18 protein-coding genes are annotated in these 17,271 nt (G+C 60.0%); 9 read left to right on the top strand and 9 right to left on the bottom strand.

The window, feature by feature from the left end; all coding sequences use genetic code 11:
- Positions 1–120: 120 nt before the first annotated feature.
- The 4 genes from pta to ABLN94_RS22200 all read left to right on the top strand — a co-directional run bounded on the left by pta (position 121) and on the right by ABLN94_RS22200 (position 5,823).
- A complete protein-coding gene (gene pta, locus ABLN94_RS22215; protein WP_352996536.1) occupies positions 121–1,143 on the top strand; it encodes a phosphate acetyltransferase in 1,023 nt (340 codons plus the stop codon).
- Between the two features lie 227 nt (positions 1,144–1,370).
- Entirely contained in the window at positions 1,371–4,190 is a 2,820-nt protein-coding gene (locus ABLN94_RS22210; RefSeq protein WP_352996534.1) for a molybdopterin oxidoreductase family protein, read from the top strand.
- Positions 4,187–4,936, top strand: a complete 750-nt coding sequence (locus ABLN94_RS22205; RefSeq protein ID WP_352996532.1) for a 4Fe-4S dicluster domain-containing protein — start codon at positions 4,187–4,189, stop codon at positions 4,934–4,936. Before ABLN94_RS22210 ends, ABLN94_RS22205 begins: the two co-directional genes overlap by 4 nt.
- Positions 4,936–5,823: a dimethyl sulfoxide reductase anchor subunit family protein gene (locus ABLN94_RS22200; protein ID WP_352996530.1), complete on the top strand. Its 888-nt coding sequence runs from the start codon at positions 4,936–4,938 to the stop codon at positions 5,821–5,823. The genes ABLN94_RS22205 and ABLN94_RS22200 overlap by 1 nt, the downstream gene beginning before the upstream one ends.
- Before the next feature lie 65 nt (positions 5,824–5,888).
- On the opposite strand, the gene dapA is transcribed toward ABLN94_RS22200, so the two are convergent.
- The gene (gene dapA, locus ABLN94_RS22195) at positions 5,889–6,761 is read right to left on the bottom strand and encodes a 4-hydroxy-tetrahydrodipicolinate synthase (RefSeq protein WP_170494806.1); all 873 of its coding nucleotides are present in this window, start codon (positions 6,759–6,761) and stop codon (positions 5,889–5,891) included.
- A gap of 133 nt (positions 6,762–6,894) precedes the next feature.
- On the opposite strand from dapA, the gene ABLN94_RS22190 reads away from it, so the two are divergent.
- Positions 6,895–8,859, top strand: a complete 1,965-nt coding sequence (locus tag ABLN94_RS22190) for a lytic transglycosylase domain-containing protein (protein WP_352996528.1) — start codon at positions 6,895–6,897, stop codon at positions 8,857–8,859.
- Here the strand turns inward: ABLN94_RS22190 and ABLN94_RS22185 are convergent.
- Positions 8,833–9,702, bottom strand: coding sequence for a DMT family transporter (locus ABLN94_RS22185; protein ID WP_352996527.1), 870 nt, complete (start codon positions 9,700–9,702; stop codon positions 8,833–8,835). The two genes, ABLN94_RS22190 and ABLN94_RS22185, sit on opposite strands and share 27 nt — an antisense overlap.
- Positions 9,699–10,364, bottom strand: a complete 666-nt coding sequence (gene mnmD, locus ABLN94_RS22180) for a tRNA (5-methylaminomethyl-2-thiouridine)(34)-methyltransferase MnmD (RefSeq protein WP_352996525.1) — start codon at positions 10,362–10,364, stop codon at positions 9,699–9,701. The genes ABLN94_RS22185 and mnmD overlap by 4 nt, the downstream gene beginning before the upstream one ends.
- Before the next feature lie 49 nt (positions 10,365–10,413).
- Between mnmD and ABLN94_RS22175 the strand changes: the two genes are divergently transcribed.
- Together ABLN94_RS22175 and ABLN94_RS22170 are read left to right on the top strand one after the other, a co-directional pair.
- Positions 10,414–11,454, top strand: a complete 1,041-nt coding sequence (locus ABLN94_RS22175) for an NAD(P)/FAD-dependent oxidoreductase (protein WP_352996523.1) — start codon at positions 10,414–10,416, stop codon at positions 11,452–11,454.
- The gene (locus tag ABLN94_RS22170) at positions 11,451–11,930 is read left to right on the top strand and encodes a GNAT family N-acetyltransferase (protein WP_352996521.1); all 480 of its coding nucleotides are present in this window, start codon (positions 11,451–11,453) and stop codon (positions 11,928–11,930) included. Before ABLN94_RS22175 ends, ABLN94_RS22170 begins: the two co-directional genes overlap by 4 nt.
- Here the strand turns inward: ABLN94_RS22170 and ABLN94_RS22165 are convergent.
- The 5 genes from ABLN94_RS22165 to ABLN94_RS22145 form a co-directional block, all read right to left on the bottom strand.
- Positions 11,922–12,713, bottom strand: a complete 792-nt coding sequence (locus ABLN94_RS22165; protein WP_352996519.1) for an acyl dehydratase — start codon at positions 12,711–12,713, stop codon at positions 11,922–11,924. The two genes, ABLN94_RS22170 and ABLN94_RS22165, sit on opposite strands and share 9 nt — an antisense overlap.
- Before the next feature lie 38 nt (positions 12,714–12,751).
- Positions 12,752–13,294: an NADPH-dependent FMN reductase gene (locus ABLN94_RS22160; protein ID WP_170494824.1), complete on the bottom strand. Its 543-nt coding sequence runs from the start codon at positions 13,292–13,294 to the stop codon at positions 12,752–12,754.
- 115 nt (positions 13,295–13,409) lie between these two features.
- Positions 13,410–14,081, bottom strand: a complete 672-nt coding sequence (locus ABLN94_RS22155; protein ID WP_352996517.1) for an OmpA family protein — start codon at positions 14,079–14,081, stop codon at positions 13,410–13,412.
- A 27-nt stretch (positions 14,082–14,108) separates the two neighbouring features.
- Positions 14,109–14,300 (bottom strand): hypothetical protein, encoded by a 192-nt coding sequence (locus ABLN94_RS22150; RefSeq protein ID WP_352996515.1) that lies wholly within the window; start codon positions 14,298–14,300, stop codon positions 14,109–14,111.
- Positions 14,301–14,373: 73 nt separating this feature from the next.
- Positions 14,374–15,021 (bottom strand): RluA family pseudouridine synthase, encoded by a 648-nt coding sequence (locus ABLN94_RS22145; RefSeq protein ID WP_352996513.1) that lies wholly within the window; start codon positions 15,019–15,021, stop codon positions 14,374–14,376.
- Between the two features lie 97 nt (positions 15,022–15,118).
- On the opposite strand from ABLN94_RS22145, the gene ABLN94_RS22140 reads away from it, so the two are divergent.
- Together ABLN94_RS22140 and ABLN94_RS22135 are read left to right on the top strand one after the other, a co-directional pair.
- The gene (locus tag ABLN94_RS22140) at positions 15,119–15,529 is read left to right on the top strand and encodes a nuclear transport factor 2 family protein (RefSeq protein WP_170494832.1); all 411 of its coding nucleotides are present in this window, start codon (positions 15,119–15,121) and stop codon (positions 15,527–15,529) included.
- Positions 15,530–15,531: 2 nt separating this feature from the next.
- Positions 15,532–16,236, top strand: coding sequence for an SGNH/GDSL hydrolase family protein (locus ABLN94_RS22135; protein ID WP_352996511.1), 705 nt, complete (start codon positions 15,532–15,534; stop codon positions 16,234–16,236).
- Here ABLN94_RS22135 and rarD read toward each other — a convergent pair.
- On the bottom strand, positions 16,227–17,132 hold the full coding sequence (gene rarD, locus ABLN94_RS22130) for an EamA family transporter RarD (protein ID WP_352996509.1): 906 nt from the start codon (positions 17,130–17,132) through the stop codon (positions 16,227–16,229). The two genes, ABLN94_RS22135 and rarD, sit on opposite strands and share 10 nt — an antisense overlap.
- Positions 17,133–17,271: the final 139 nt, after the last annotated feature.

Raw genomic sequence — 17,271 nt, 5'->3', positions numbered from 1 at the left:
CGAAGCCCTGATCAACCAGGAACTCGGTGAGCCCTTCCGCCGCGACGCAATGAAAAAACCCGTCGCCGTCGCAGGCATCGACGCCGCAGACATGACACCTCAAACAGAGGCCTGATCGCTGTGAAGCCCCTACGTCAAATTCTTGGGGCTGCGACCAGTTCCAAAAAGATCATCGCCCTCGCCGAGGGCGATGATCCACGTGTTGTAGAAGGTGCGCTGAAAGCGCGTGCCGAGAACGCAGCCGATATCATCCTTGTGGGCCACCACGCCCAAGTGACCGCTCTGCTGGCCGAAAAAGGCGGAGCGGATGTTGACGGGATCGAGATCCACGATCCGGCCACATCCCCCCACACAGATCGGTTCGCTACAGCTTTTTACGAGTTGCGCAAGCACAAGGGCATGACGCCCGAAAAGGCGCAAGAACTGATCAAGAGCCGCCTGAACTATGCAGCGATGCTGGTCCATCTCGGACTGGCGGACGGAACAGTCGGTGGCGCAGTTGAAACCACTTCCGATACCGTGCGCGCCGCTTTGCAGATCATTGGCAAAGCGCCGAACGCCCATATGGTGTCCAGCTTCTTCCTGATGATCTATGACCGCGATCACCACGCCGTTCAGGGCGTGCACATCTTTGCCGATTGCGGTTTGGTCGTTGACCCCGACGAACGGGAACTGGCCGAGATCGCTCAGGCCTCGGCAACGTCCTACCATGCGCTGACCGGTGAGGTGCCGCGCGTTGCGATGCTGTCTTTCTCGACCAGCGGCAGCGCCAACCACCCCAAAGTGTCAAAGGTGGTCGAGGCCACTCGCATCGCCAAAACAGCCAGCCCGCATCTTCTGATCGACGGTGAGCTGCAATTCGACGCCGCCTACGTGCCCGAGGTGGCCAGCAAGAAGGCCAAGAACTCACCGCTTGAGGGACAGGCCAACGTGTTCGTCTTCCCCAATCTCGATGCTGGAAATCTGGGCTACAAGATCGCACAGCGCATTGGCGGGGCAGAGGCCATCGGACCGGTGCTGCAGGGCCTTGCAAAACCCGCAAACGATCTTTCGCGGGGCTGTTCAGCCGATGACGTACTGCACATGATCGCCGTCACGGCGGTACAGGCACAACACACCGCGGCAGCGCCCGAGACGTGTTGACCCGGTCACCGCATACTTTCGTCGGATTTACCGCCGATGACGCGATGTCCACCCTGCGAGGCGTTTTTAGAGTGCTGCTATCGGCCAGGGTTTCGAACCCGGCCGATACAATCCATACTTGGACTGTCCACACCCTGATCTCTACAGAAACTCTTTTTATTGCAGGATTTATCCTAGCCGGATTAACATTTCTCACCTGACACGCTGCCCCGACAGAAGGACGCCAGATGACCATCCAGCAACCGCAGATCGACACCAGCCCAAAAGTTTCGGACGAGGTCCGGCGCACCACCTGTTACATGTGCGCCTGTCGCTGTGGCATCAACGTGCATATGAAGGATGGCAAGGTCGCCTATATCGAGGGCAACCGAGACCATCCGGTGAACAAGGGTGTTCTGTGCGCCAAGGGCAGCGCCGGAATCATGCAGGTCAACGCGCCGTCTCGCTTGCGAAAACCCCTACGGCGGGTCGGCCCGCGAGGATCGGGCGAGTTCCGCGAGATCGAGTGGGACGAAGCGATCAGCACCGCCGTCGGGTGGCTGAACGAATTGCACGAGACTGCTCCGCAAAAGCTGGCCTTTTTCACTGGCCGCGATCAGAGCCAAAGCTTCACTTCATTCTGGGCGCAGAACTTCGGCACCCCGAACTATGCAGCCCATGGCGGGTTCTGCTCGGTCAACATGGCGGCGGGTGGCATCTATACAATGGGCGGCGCGTTTTGGGAGTTCGGCCAACCCGATTGGGAGCATACCAAGCTGTTCATGCTGTTCGGCGTCGCTGAGGACCACGACAGCAACCCGATCAAGATGGGCATCGGCAAGATCAAGAAACGCGGCGCGCGGGTGATCGGGGTCAACCCTATCCGATCCGGCTATAACGCCGTTGCCGATGATTGGGTTGGGATCACGCCCGGCACCGATGGTCTATTCATCCTGTCCTTGATCCATGTGCTGATGAAGGCGGGCAAGATCGATCTGGATTACCTCAGCCGCTACACCAATGCGCCAGTTCTTGTGAATGCCTCTGAAGGCCCAGAAAAAGGTCTGTTCCTGCGCGATTCCGATGGCAAGCCACTGGTGATCGACCGAGTGACCGGCGAACCTACTGCTTTCGACAAACCGGGGGTTCGCCCAGATCTGTCGGCCACTTACGAAAAAGACGGGATCACCCATCGGCCTGTATTTCACTTGATGGCTGAAAAGTACCTCTCCGACGATCACGCCCCAGAAACCGTGGCCGAGCGGTGCGGTATATCCGCCAAGCGTATCCGAGCCATCGCCGCGGAAATCGCCCGTGTGGCCTTTGACGAGGCCATCGCGCTGGATCACGAATGGACCGATTTCCGGGGCGAGACACACTCGAAGATGATCGGCCGCCCGGTCAGCTTCCATGCAATGCGCGGTATCTCGGCCCATGCAAACGGGTTCCAGACTTGCCGTTCGCTGCACGTGCTGCAAATCCTTCTGGGAACAGTCGAGGTCCCCGGTGGTTTCCGCTTTAAACCACCCTACCCCAAACCCGTCGAAGCCCATCCAACGCCACATGGCGACCGCCGTCCCGGCCGCCCGCTGGAAGGCCCGCATCTGGGCTTCCCACGCGGCCCCGAAGACCTGCTGCTGGATGAGTGCGGAACTCCACAACGCATCGACAAGGCGTTCACCTGGGAAAATCCGATGTCTTCCCATGGGCTGATGCATATGGTGATCTCGAACGCGGCCGCTGGCGATCCCTACAAAATCGACACGCTGTTCATGTATATGGCGAACATGTCGTGGAACTCTTCCATGAACACCAAGGGCGTTATGGAGATGCTGACCGCCCGCAACGAAGATGGCAAATACGTCATCCCCAAGATCATCTATTCCGATGCCTATTCCTCGGAAATGGTTGCCTATGCCGACCTGATCCTGCCCGACACCACCTATCTGGAACGGCACGATTGCATCTCGCTGTTGGATCGCCCGATTTGCGAGGCCGACGCCGCCGCCGACGCCATCCGCTGGCCTGTGGTTGAACCCGACCGCGACGTGCGCGGCTTCCAGTCGGTGCTGATCGAACTGGCCAATCGTATGAACCTGCCGGGTTTCACCAACGAAGACGGTACGCCCAAGTGGAAGGACTACGCCGACTATATCGTCAACCACCAGCGCAAGCCGGGGATCGGCCCGCTGGCCGGGTTCCGCGGAGAAAACGGCGATAAGCAAGGCCGCGGAGAGGTCAATCCTGACCAGCTGAACCGCTACATCGAGAATGGCGGGTTCTACGTCGCGCATATTCCCGAAGGTGCAGATTACTACAAGCCTTGGAACACAGCTTATCAGGACTGGGCCGTAGACATGGGTATCTATGACAGCCCACAACCCTACCTGTTCCAGCTCTACTCTGAACCGATGCGCAAGTTCCAACTGGCGGCCGAAGGCCACGGCGACCGGCAACCGCCCGAGCACCTGCGCCGGCGGATCAAGGACACGATGGACCCGCTGCCGATCTGGTATGAAACCGACCAACAGGGCAACGACGGATTCACCGTCAATGCCCTGACCCAACGCCCGATGGCGATGTATCACAGCTGGGGCACTCAGAATGCGTGGCTTCGCCAGTTGCACGGGCGCAACCCGCTCTATGTTTCGACCAAATTAATGCGGGAACATGGGCTGCAGGACGGTGATTGGGCCAAGGTCAGCTCTCCACACGGGGAAATCACCGTCCCGGTGATGGAGATGGCCGCGCTGAACGACAACACCGTCTGGACATGGAACGCCATCGGCAAACGCAAAGGCGCATGGGCGCTACAGGAGGATGCACCGGAGGCCACCAAGGGCTTCCTGCTGAACCACCTGATTCACGAACTGCTGCCGCCGAAAGGCGACGGGCAACGCTGGGCCAATTCTGACCCAATCACCGGGCAGGCCGCATGGTTCGACCTGAAAGTAAAAATCGAAAAAGCCGAAGCCCCAAGTGACGCCGAAAGCCAACCCGAGTTTGGCCCGATCACGTCACCCGTTGGCACTGGCCCGAAAGATCTGGCGTGGAAGGTAGGCAAATGACTCAACTCCCTCAATCCACAGAACGCAAGATGGGTCTGGTCATTGACCTGGATACCTGTGTTGGTTGCCATGCCTGCGTGATCTCCTGCAAAGGCTGGAACACCGAAAACTACGGCGCGCCTCTGTCGGATCAGGACGCCTATGGCGCGAATCCGTCAGGCACCTTCCTTAACCGCGTGCATTCCTACGAAGTACAGCCGGCCGAAGGGCCTGCCCAACTGATCCACTTCCCCAAGTCCTGCCTGCATTGCGAAGACGCACCTTGCGTCACCGTATGCCCTACAGGGGCCAGCTATAAGCGGGTCGAGGACGGGATCGTTCTGGTTAATGAAAGCGACTGCATCGGCTGCGGCCTGTGCGCGTGGTCTTGCCCCTATGGCGCGCGTGAACTGGATGCGGCCGAAGGTGTGATGAAAAAATGCACCCTCTGCGTGGACCGTATCTATAATGAGAACCTGCCCGAGGTGGATCGCGTCCCCTCCTGTGTACGAACCTGCCCCGCTGGCGCACGTCATTTCGGTGATCTGGGCAACCCCAGCAGCGAGGTCAGCAAGCTGGTGGCCGAACGCGAGGGTATGGACCTGATGCCAGAAATGGGCACCAAACCCGTCAACAAGTACCTGCCGCCGCGGCCCAAGGATCAGATCGAGGAGCAGATCGACATTCTGGCACCGCTGCTGGCCCCCGTCGCCGAAGAGCCAAAAGGGTTCCTCGGCTGGCTCGACAAAACTCTGGAGAAGCTCTGATGCATCCGGCCCCTTCTGTCATCATCTTCACCACCTGTTCCGGTCTGGGCTTCGGGCTGCTGTTTTTCCTCGGGCTTGGCCAGCCCGAAGTCACCGGTTTCGTCGCATTCGTGTTCTACTTCATCGCCTATGCTCTGGCGGTGGGGGGCTTGCTGGCCTCAACCTTCCACCTGGGTCACCCTGAACGTGCCTGGAAAGCATTCAGCCAATGGAAATCCAGCTGGCTTAGCCGTGAAGGAATATGTGCCGTTGCTGCTCTAATCGTCATGGCGCTGTACGCGTTGGGTGCAGTGTTCCTGCAAAGCCACTGGACAGTATTGGGGTGGATCGGTGCGCTCCTCAGCCTGGCCACGGTGTTTACCACCTCGATGATCTATACCCAGCTCAAGACCGTCCCGCGTTGGAACATGAATCTGACACCAGCAATGTTTCTGTCATTCAGTCTGGCAGGCGGCGCGCTATTGGCCGGAGCCGAGGCTCTAGCGCCTTGGCTTCTGGCCATCGCAGGAGCAGTGCAGTTAGCCTATTGGGCCCAGGGAGACGGTGCATTCGCCCGGGCTGGAACGACTCTGGGCAGTGCCACTGGATTGGGAGTTCGGGGCAAGGTCCGCGCGTTCGAGCCTCCACATACGGGAACCAACTATCTGCTGAGAGAATTCGTCCACGTCGTCGGGCGCAAACATGCGCAGAAACTGCGGGTAATTTCCTTTGGGCTTGCCTTTGCACTGCCCTTACTGCTGATCCTGATCCCGGTTTCAGGCATTGTGGTCAAACATATCTTTGCGCTGCTGGCCGTGCTGTCGCATCTGATCGGCGTCGTGGTGTCTCGTTGGCTGTTCTTCGCGCAGGCAGAACACGTGGTAGGGCTGTACTACGGAAAACGCTAAGTCACAGCACAAAAAAGGGCGGCACTCTGAAACCAGAGCCCGCCCTTTGCTTCATCAAAGTGGCCTTATATCAGGCCAGCGTGCGCCATTGCGGCGTCGATGGTGGCCTTGGTGCTGTTTTCCAATCGCGTCAGAGGTGAGCGCACCTCTTCGCTGCACAGACCCAGCTTGCTGAGCGCGTACTTTGCACCAACCAACCCCGGTTCGATGAAAATAGCTTCGTGCAGGGGCATCAGGCGGTCCTGATATTCCAGCGCTTTGGCGTAGTCACCATCCAGTGTGGCCTGCTGGAACTCGGCGCAGAGTTTTGGTGCCACGTTTGCAGTGACCGAGATACAGCCCACGCCGCCATGCGCGTTGAAGCCCAACGCAGTGGCGTCCTCACCCGACAGTTGGCAGAACTCCGGCCCGCAGGTGGCGCGCTGCTGACTGACACGGGCCAGATCGCCGGTCGCATCCTTGACGCCAACGATGCGCGGCAGCTTGGCCAGCTCACCCATCGTCTCGGGCGTCATGTCGATGACCGAGCGACCGGGGATGTTGTAGATGATGATCGGAATATCCGCGCAATCATGCAGCGCGCGGAAATGCGTAATCAGACCCTTCTGGGTGGGCTTGTTGTAGTAGGGCGTCACGACCAACGCCGCGTCCGCACCGATCCGTTCAGCGAATCGCACGAAGCGGATTGCTTCGACCGTGTTATTCGAGCCCGCACCGGCAATGACCGGCACACGACCCGCCGAGGCTTTGACTACCTCTTCCACGACCGTTTCGTGCTCTTCATGGCTGAGCGTCGGGCTTTCACCAGTGGTACCCACAGGGACCAGCCCGGTCGAGCCTTCCTGAATCTGCCATTCCACCAAGTGTTTGAGCGTCTTCAGGTCCAACTCGCCGTTTGTGAACGGGGTGACGAGGGCTGGCATTGAGCCTTTGAACATGGCACGCTCCTTGGTGTGCGGTTAGCAATTATTGCGCTTCGGGCCATCACAATCGTCGCGATGTGAGTTGATCCCTGCGGCGCAAGGTTTATCCTGAGTGGCTGTATCCTTGGTTGGTTGGGAAATGCAAGGCATGACACGCGTTCTGGCGCTTTTGATAGCAATGATTCTGGGGTCAATCGGGCAGGCGCGAGCCGATGCAGTGGGAGATCTGCGTGCCGGAATGAATGAAATGCGCAAGGGCGACTGGAATGGTGCCCTGCAGGTGGCGGGCCAACGGGGATCGGTCAGCCGCGATATCATCGTCTGGCACTGGTTGCGCGAGGGTTTTGGAAGCTCAGGCGATGTGCTGGTGTTTCTGGATCGTAGGCCGGATTGGCCCGGTCTGGCTTGGTTGCGACGCAAGAGCGAGCCCGCTTTTACCGGGGCCGATCCTGACCGAGTGCTGAAATTCTATGCCGACGTGCCGCCTCAAACAGCTGAAGGCGCGTTAAACTATGCTGTTGCATTGAAGGCAAAGGGCCGTCAGGGCGACGCCGAAGCCGATATCGTGGCCGCATGGCGCACCATGCCGATGGGGAAGGGCCTGCAAAAAGATTACCTTGAGAATTTTGGCAAGTTGTTGAAACCCCACCACGCGGCAAGGCTGGATCGGATGCTGTGGGACAACCATCTGGTCAGCGCGGGGCAGATGCTGTCACTGGTCAGTGCAGATCAGCGCAAGCTGGCCGAGGCGCGGATTGCGCTGCAAAAACGCCAACCCGGTGTGGATGGCAAAGTAGCAGCGGTGCCGAAATCGGTCGCCGACTCTCCGGGGCTGGCCTTTGATCGGTTCGTGTGGCGCGACAAGAAAGAGTTGGATGACAGCGCGATTGACCTGATGCTGGCGCGCTCAACCGGACCGGACGCGCTAGGTGAGCCTGACAAATGGGCCGAGGGCCGGCGCCGTCTGGCGCGGCTTGAGATGCGCAATGGCAGTGCAAACCGGGCGTATCAGATCGCGGCGAACCACCACATGACCCCGGAAATGGGTTATGCCTACGCGGATCTTGAGTGGCTGGCGGGCTTCCTTGCCCTACGCAAGCTGAATGATCCCGCTACGGCGGTGCGGCATTTCCAGAACTTCTCGGGCGCGGTGCAGTCGCCAATCTCGAAAGGGCGCGGCGGCTATTGGCTGGGCCGGGCGTATGCCGCAAGGGGGGATGCCGACAAGGCTTATGAAGCTTATGCGATGGGTGCGGATTATCAGACCTCTTTCTACGGTCTGCTGGCCGCCGAGCGGATCGGACGGCCCTTTGACGGTGAACTGGCCAACCCGCGCCGGGCGCCACATTGGAAACAGGCAGACTTTGCGGATTCCAGCGTGCTGGAGGCTGGTCTTCTGTTGCTGCGCGCTGGTGAGGACACCCTGTCCGAACGCTTTCTGACCCATCTGGTTGAGGATCTGGATCAGGTGCAGGCCACGCAACTGGGCGATCTGGTGATCGAGATGAAAGAACCGCATTTGGCGGTAATGATCGCCAAACGGGCGGCGAAATCCGGTATTGTTCTGCCCGCAGCCTATTATCCGGTGCATCCGGTTGCCGATATGGGCCTGCCCATGGCGAAAGAGATGACGCTGGCCATAGCCCGCCGCGAAAGCGAATTCGACCCGGTCGTCGTTAGCGGCGCAGGTGCACGCGGGTTAATGCAGGTGATGCCTGCTACGGCGCAGCTGGTGGCCAAAGAGCTTGGCATTCTAAGCGGGCACAAAACGGTCAATCTGACCTCGGACTGGAAGTATAACGCCAAACTCGGCGCGAATTACCTCTCTGGTCTGGCGGCCGATTTCAACGGTAACGTGGTAATGATGGCTGCGGGCTACAACGCCGGGCCGCGGCGGCCGATCTCGTGGATGGATCGGTATGGTGACCCGCGCGCTGGTGAGATTGACGTGGTCGACTGGATCGAGACCATCCCCTTCAGCGAGACCCGCAACTACGTGATGCGGGTGGCGGAAAGCCTGCCGGTTTATCGCGCGCGGCTGGGCCAGCCCGCGCTGCCGATTCCGTTCTCGCAGGAGCTGGTCGGGTCAACTCTGGCGTCGTTCGCGCCATAGGGTGAACAGGCCCGCACTGACGACCAGAGCTGCGCCCAGAACCACCTCTGGTCGCAGCGCCTCGCCAAAGACGGAAATGCCGAGGATGGACGTCCAGACCAAGTGAAAATAGGCAAAGGGCTGCACCGCGCTGGCCTCTGCCATTTCATAGCATTTGATCAGTAGCCAATGTCCCAGAACGCCGCTGACGCAGAGCAGAGCCATCCACGCCCAATCCGCGCGCGCCATCGGCTCCCAGAACCACATACCTACCAGCGTCATGGCCACGGCCCCGGCGACACCGGTCCAGAAAAAACTGGTGGCCGAGCTGTCTTCGCGGGCGACATAGCGGGTCAGCAATCCATAGACCGCAAACATCAGCGCAGAAATCAGCGGCAAGATGGCCCAAGGGTTAAACACGCCGACGCCCGGTTGCAGGATGATCAGCACCCCGATGCATCCGACGCCGATCGCCATCCAGCGCCGCCAGCCGACCTGCTCTCCCAGAACCGGCCCGCTGAGCGCGGCCACAAGAAGCGGATAACAGATGAACACCGCCATACTGTCGATCAGACCCAGTACCGTGAAGGCATAAACGGCGACGCAGATTTCGGCAGCAAGCAAAACGCCGCGAAACACCTGCAAACCCAATTGGCTGGTCTGTGTTGCGGCCTTCAAACCTCCGGGCGCTCTCGCGGCCAGTGCAATCACAAAGGCCGCGAAGAACCAATAGCGGATCATCACAACCATGTAGGTGTTGTAGGTTCCAGCCAGATGGCGCGAAATACCGTCCTGAAGGGCAAACACGATCGTCGCCGCGATCATCAGCGCGATACCCGCGCGCGAGTTGTTCTGCTGCGTCATTCCCGGATCGCCCGTGTCATATGGCGCTTGCGACCGTATCCGGGGGTGCGGGTAACCGTGAAGCCTGCCTCTTCCAACCCACGACGAACGAACCCGGCAGCGGTATAGGTCGCTGCTGTGCCGCCGTTGGCGGTGTGGTCAGCCACATGCTGCATCAGGTCAGCACCCCACAATTCCGGGTTCTTGGCCGGAGAGAACCCGTCCAGAAACCACGCATCCGCCTCCTCCGTCCATGCAGGCAGCGTCTGGCGCGCATCGCCTTCGATCACCTCAAGATGCAGAGTACCCAGATCGCACCTACCGCCCCGCCACTTTGCCAAAAAACGCTCGCTCCACGGGGCAACCTCGGGAAATGCGGCCAGTGCACGGGACATATCGTCGACAGCCATCGGAAAAGCTTCGAAGCTGGTGAAGGTCAAAGGCATGGTCTGGCCGGATTTTTCCCACTCGGACCAGACAGTCAGCATGTTCAGGCCGGTGCCGAACCCCAGCTCGGCAATACGAAACCCTGGCGCGAACCGTGCGGGTAGGTCATTGCCGGCAAGGAACACGTGCCGCGTTTCTTCCAACCCGTTTTGCAGCGAGTAATAGGGATCGTCGAAACGCTCCGAGACCGGGATCTGATCCTCAGTCCATGTCAATTTGGCGCGCTGGTCTGCCATCGGGGAATCCTGTAGCTAAGCGGCGCGACACTGAACAAGGAAAAGGGGAATGGCAATGGTCGATGTAACGGTCCGAGGCGCGGGTATCTTTGGCCTCTCGATCGCCTGGACCTGCGCCCGGCGCGGCGCCAAGGTGCAGGTCGTCGATCCTTTCGGCCCCGGTGCGGGATCCAGCGGCGGGCTGGTCGGCGCCCTCGCCCCGCATGTACCCGAGAACTGGAACACCAAGAAGGCCTTTCAGTTCGACAGCCTGATCATGGCCGAGCCGTTCTGGAAACAGGTTGAGGCCACCGGTGGCGTCTCACCGGGATATGCGCGGCTGGGCCGATTGCAACCCATCGCCGACGCCCACACGCTGGAGCTTGCCCACACCCGTGCGACCACGGCGGCTAAGCTGTGGCAGGGCCGGGCTGAATGGCGCGTTGTCGAGACCAATGCGCTCGGCGGGTGGTGCCCACCCAGTCCGACCGGCTACGTGATCCACGACACATTGAGCGCGCGGATGCATCCCCGCCGCGCCTGCTCCGCTCTGGTCTCGGCGCTGGCTGTTATGGGGGTCGAGGTTGTGGCGGACGCGCCAGATAAGGGACGGGTTATCCATGCCACGGGGCTTGCGGGCTTGCAGGAATTGAGTGCGGCCTTCGGGAAAACTGTGGGCAATGGCGTCAAGGGTCAGGCAGCGTTGCTGAGGTTTGATGCGGGCGAGGTTCCACAGTTGTTTGCGGATGCGATTCATATCGTGCCTCATGCCGATGGAACACTGGCGATCGGCTCAACCTCGGAACGTGACTATGACGACCCGACCAGCACAGATGCCGCCCTGGATGACGTACTGGACCGCGCCACGCGGGCGGTGCCACTGTTGCATGGTGCCGAGGTGATCGAACGTTGGTCCGGTGTCCGCCCCCGTAGCAAGAGCCGCGCGCCGATGCTGGGCGCGCACCCGCTGCACAAAGGACAGTTCATAGCGAACGGAGGCTTCAAGATCGGCTTTGGCATGGCCCCGAAAATAGCTGAGGTCATGGCCGATCTGATACTGGACGGTCGGGACGCGATACCGGATGATTTCAGGCCGGAGGCTTCTTTGTGAGCAGACCCGACTGGTCCCCCACACGCCTGACCGCCGACAGCCCGACCTTGCCCGAGGTTTTGCGTCTTATCCGGGACAGTTTTGCCTATATGGAAGGGCGCATTGATCCGCCCTCGTCAATGCACCGCCTGACCGATGAAAGTCTGCGGCAGCAGGCCCAAGATGAAGAAGTCTGGATAATCGGAAACCCACCCACCGCGGTTATGTTTCTGACAGCCAAACCGGGCCGCCTGTATCTGAGCAAACTTGCGGTGGACCAATCCCGGCGCGGTCAGGGTTTGGCGCGGTCTCTGGTGGACTGGGCCGAAACACGTGCGCGGGCGACCGGACATACAGTTCTGGAACTGCAGACCCGGATCGAACTTGTGGAAAATCACACCGTATTCGCGCGTTTGGGATTTGTGAAAACCGGTGAAACAGCCCATCCCGGCTATAACCGTACGACCTCAATCACAATGCAGAAACGGCTAGGTTGAGGCCTCTGCCATCATACATTGCCGCACGTCGGGGCCGCGCACCCAGAGAGTTTGACCAGACCTGCACAGGGTCGCTGTTTCAAAGTGCATCAGCGGTGCAGTCGCGCGGAAGGCAAATTGCGTCAACGGCCCCATCAGGTCTTCGGCAAACAGCATCAGAAGTTGGGCCAGCAGCGGGCCATGGACGACCAGCCCGGCATAGCCTTCGACGTCGCGGGCGTAATCCAGATCGTAGTGGATACGGTGGCCGTTGAACGTCAGGGCTGAATAGCGGAACAAAAGGGTGGAATCGAAGGTTACGTCTCGGCTGTTCGTCTCATCGGTTCGGGCCGTTGGCGACGCGGATTTGACCTTAGCGCCGGACGGATCTTGGCGGTAGACCAGATCCTGCCACTCGGTCAGACACAGGGTCTCGCTCTGCCAGATCTCGTGGCGCAGCGTAACAAAGCCCAGCGGTCCAGTACGACCGGTTTTCGAGGTTGCATTCTCGCAAGTTGATCGGCGCTCGGCCGGCTGCCCTGCGATCATAGGAGTGTTGAACTGCAGACGACCTCCCGCCCACATGCGGCGAGGCAGCCCCATGTCGGGGATCAATCCACCACCCACCTTCGGGTGGCCATCCCGGCCCAATTGCGATGGCGGGCGGGGTGACCAGAAATAAAGTTGATGGAAAAACGGCGGTAGCGGCGTGCCAGCTACAACGGATGCCTCGTGCCCCAGCGCCACCTGAAACGTGGCGGCGCGGGCCGGGTCGATCCCGTCGGTCTGTATTTCCTCTGCCATAGTGGCAGATTAGGCAGGCGTTTTCCGGGGAACAAGCGTTAGAAGCCTGCCTCGGCCCGCAGCTTTTCCATTAAAGTCCGCAAACTGTTTTCATAACGGTCGCTGGTCAGCTTGCCCTGCTCATCGAACTCATTGGAACTATTCGCCAAGTGAATCTCTGGCCCCTGCAAGATGCGAGGTTGGAACGGCACCATATAGCTGCGCAGTACCATCTGGGCGCGCTCACCCCCCGCGCGACCCGCCGCTGCCGACATCACGGCAACCGGTTTGTCGGCCCAAGGGCGGCCTTCGGTGCGGCTAACCCAGTCCAGCGCGTTTTTCAGAACACCGGATGGACCCTTGTTATATTCCGGGGTGGAAATGATTACCGCATGAGCCTGCGCGATCTGGTCTGCCAGGGTTTGCACGGCCTCGGGGATGCCTTCGCCGTCTTCCAAATCGCCATCATAGAGCGGCAAGTTCAGATCGGCCTCGATATGAGTGCCGGGATCGAACAACCGCGCCGCCTCGCGCAGCAGTTTGCGGTTGGTGGCACTTTGGCGCAATGAACCAGACAGGCTCAGTAGGATCGGTTCGGACATCGGGAAACTCCGTTATGGTGTTTCCCAATAGCTAGCCCAAGCGGCGGGCGTTCCAAAGCCCATGTGACGCGCCGTCAATGTGCAAAAAGGGGCACCAGAAGGCACCCCTTTCCTATTATGTGTTTCCGTTGGGGATGATCTCGATATCGACCCGACGGTTCCGGGCCTTGCCCTCGGGCGTCAAGTTCGAAGCGGCGGGGCGGTTTTCCCCTAACCCGATTGTCGAAATGCGGGCACCACTTACGCCGTTGGCCTGCAGGATATCGGTCACGGACCGGGCGCGGCGCTCGGACAGGGCTTGGTTGTAAGACGCTTCACCGTCGCTGTCGGTATGACCGATAACCTGAACGTTCGAGTTCGGGTATCTCGTCAGGTTCTGTCCCACCCGCACCAGATCAGCGCGCAGCGCCGGGCGCACGGTCGCACTGTCGGTGTCGAAAGAGATATCGTTGGGCACGGTGACAATCAGACGGTCGCCCGCGTTGGTGATGGTGATGCCGTCATTGGCCAGTTGCTGACGCAACTCGGCCGCCTGCCTGTCCAATTGGTTTCCGATCAGACCACCCCCGGCTGCACCGACCGCAGCCCCGGCCAGTGCCCCTAGACCCGGGTTCGAGCTATTGGCAATCGCACCGACACCGGCCCCGACCAGACCGCCCAGAAACGCACCTTGTCTGGTGTTCTGATTAGGATCGGAGGGCAGGTTCAGCGTGCCGGGGTCCGTACAGGCACCCAGAAACATGGCCGAGCACAGCCCGGCAGATAAAACAAATTTGGAAATCGTCATGATGTCACCTTCTGCTCCTGCGCCCGTTCATCGGGCGTGTTTTGTTTGGTGCAGTATATCACGGTGCCCACAGGCAGGCTCAAGCAACAATCCGGTGAAATCGGCGAATACTCGCCACTTACGACAGGTGGGCGGGTGCAGAGTGTTGATGCCAGTATGGGCCAACACCGACAGGCCGGTCCACAGCGCCTCGACCTCATAGCATCGAAGTTCAGCCATCACGGGGCGTCAGCCGGGCGCAGGATCACGGCCTTCGAAGCCTGACGATTCACAGCACCAGCGCGGCTAAAATTTAGAAATCCGCCTTGGCGCGGAATTTCATCGAAACCCCACCTTCGGGGCTTTTCAGGCGCAGTTCTTCGGAATGCAACATCAGTCGCGGAAATGCTCGCGCCGGGCCTTCGGCATAGAAGGGGTCGCCCAAAATTGGATGGCCCAGCGCCTGCATATGTACCCGCAACTGATGCGACCGTCCCGTCTTGGGAAACAGACGAAGGCGAGTCGTTTCACCCTCAAACTTCACCACACGCCAATCGGTGACGGCAGCTTTGCCCGTCTCATGGCACACCATCTGACGCGGACGATTAGGCCAGTCTACGATCAGCGGCAAATCCACTGTTCCGGTCTTTTCTGCAACCCGCCCCCAAACACGCGCCACATAGGTCTTTCGGGTCTGGCGGTTCTCAAACTGCATGCTCAGGTGCCGCTGCGCGTGCGGTGTTTGGGCAAAGACCATTACACCGGATGTATCCCGATCTAATCGATGCACCAACAGCGCCTGCGGAAACGCCGCCTGCACGCGGGTCAGCAGGCAATCAGCCAGATGCTCCCCCCGCCCCGGCACCGACAACAGGCCAGAAGGCTTGTTCACCACAATCAGCTGCGCATCCTCGTGCAACACGTCCAGAGGGGTTTTCGGGGGATCATAGGTCTCGCTCATGCGCGCTTGCCTATCGCAGCGCGCGACCTCCCGCAACGTCGGGCTTGCCTGAACGGAACGGTTCAGCAACTCTGCCCTCAAAGCGGAAGGAGGACCGATGCACCCCACGATCGAACGCATGCAAGAGGTGGTCGCCAAAGGCGATGAAAGCCTGATCCATGAATTGCTGGCCGAGGATGTGCGGTTCTCTCCGCCGACCTATTACAGCACCTGGACCGGGCGCGCACCGGTGGCGGCAGTTCTGGGCCATGTAGGGCAGGTATTCTCGGACTTCCGCTATCGTCGCGTAATGGGTGAGGGCAAGGACTGGGCACTAGAATTTCAATGCAAGGTCGGTGATCTGGATGCTGTGGGTGTGGACCTGATCACCCTGAATGACGACGGGTTGATTCAAGATTTCGAGGTTGTCATGCGCCCGCATAAAACCATCGGTGCATTGCGAGAAGCGATGATGGCCCGGATCATGACCGACGCCCGGTTCCTCGAGTTCAAGAATGCGCTGAGCTGACAATGCCTGTCGCCCCAGATCAGATTTTGCGAGTCCCTCTGTTGCCGGTTCTGGCAGCTCAAGGCCTGTCCGTACGTCGCAATGCTCAATTGCTGCCCGAGCCCACTGGTCCGCGCGAAGGGCGCAACGGACGAGGTCCTCGGTTGCGGTTGCTGATTACCGGCGACAGTTCCGCTGCCGGGGTGGGCGCAGGAACGCAGGCGCAGGCCCTATCTGGGTATTTGGTGGATCGGCTGGCCAAGTACTACGCAGTTGAGTGGCGGCTGGAGGCGACAACCGGGCACACAACGCAGGACACGATCGACCGGTTGCGCGGCCTGAGCGGCCAGTTTGACATGGCCCTTACCGCGCTCGGTGTGAATGACGTAACCCGAGGTGTGACACGCAGGCGCTTTGTGGAACAGCAGACTGAACTTCTGGGGGTTTTGACAGGCTCTTTGGGGGTCCGGCGACTAGTGGTTACCGGAGTGCCACAGATGAACCGGTTTCCGGCCTTACCACAACCGTTGGCCTGGGTCCTCGGACGGCAAGCCGCGCGTTTGGATCAGGGGTTGCAGCAGGTTGCGACCAGTTTTCCGCAAGCGCACCACTTGGCCTTGAACCTGCCCGATGACCCGGCTCTGGCTGCTCCGGACGGGTATCATCCGAGCCCGAAAGCCTATGCTATCTGGGCCGGAGAAGCCGCGCGCCTTCTACGTCAGGCCTGAGCCCGCATCTGTCGGATCATCGGAATCGAGTAGACCACCAATGCTGTCCAGATCAGCGGGAATGCAATCATACGTCCGCGGTCGATCTGTTCACCAAACACAGTTAGGGCAGTGATGAAGATCATTGTCGGTGCGATATATTGCAGGATGCCCATGGTCGACAACCGCACCAGCTTAGCGCCGTTCGCATAGACCAAGAGTGGGACGGCCGTCACCACTCCGGCACCAGCCAGTAGCATCGTGTCGGTCGCGCCCACACCAAAATGCCCAGTGCCTTGAACACCCAGCCAAGTGACAAAGGCCAGAGCCGGAATCAGCAGGATCAGAACCTCAAGCAGAAAACCCTGATTGGGACCGATGGGCAGCGACCGCTTGAAAAAAGCATAAAACCCCCATGTCACCATCAATCCCAGCGCTGCCCAGGGTAGGCTGCCAGCTTCGACGATCAGGACCAGCACGCCCAGCGCCGCAATTGCAACCGCCGCCAGTTGGGTTTTCGTCAACGGCTCGCGCAGCAAAACCGCGCCCAACGCGATGCTAAACAGCGGGTTGATGTAATACCCCAGCGCCGCGTCCAGCGCATTTCCGCTGGCAATCGCCCAGACATAGATCGCCCAGTTCACCGAAATCAGCGCCGCCGTAACACAGGCCATCGCCAACATCTTCGGGTTCACCAGCGCCGCTTTCAGATCCCGTGTGCGCCCCAAGGCCACCAACAACAACCCAGCCACCGGCACCGACCAGATGACGCGATGCGCTACAATCTCGACCGGTCCTACATGCGCCATGGCTTTCATGTACAACGGCAAAAAGCCCCATAGGACATAGGCCGTAACGGCCAGCGCCAGCCCCTTGGACGTATCTGCGTTATTCGTTGGTACGGGGGTGTCTGCCACGGCGAGTCTCCGACTGATACCGTGCTTCTCTACGGCAATTCAGACGGGTTTGGGAACCGCGAAAACTGTGAAGCGGGTCATCAGCAATTCTGATATGTCTTGCCGTTGGCTATTCCGCCATTATGCGTGGTACTTTAAA

The sequence above is a fragment of the Ruegeria sp. SCP11 genome (genome assembly GCF_040329455.1).
Taxonomy (GTDB): domain Bacteria; phylum Pseudomonadota; class Alphaproteobacteria; order Rhodobacterales; family Rhodobacteraceae; genus Ruegeria; species Ruegeria atlantica_E.
Note: the sequence above shows the minus strand (reverse complement) of the source record. Positions and strands in the feature narration are given on the sequence as shown.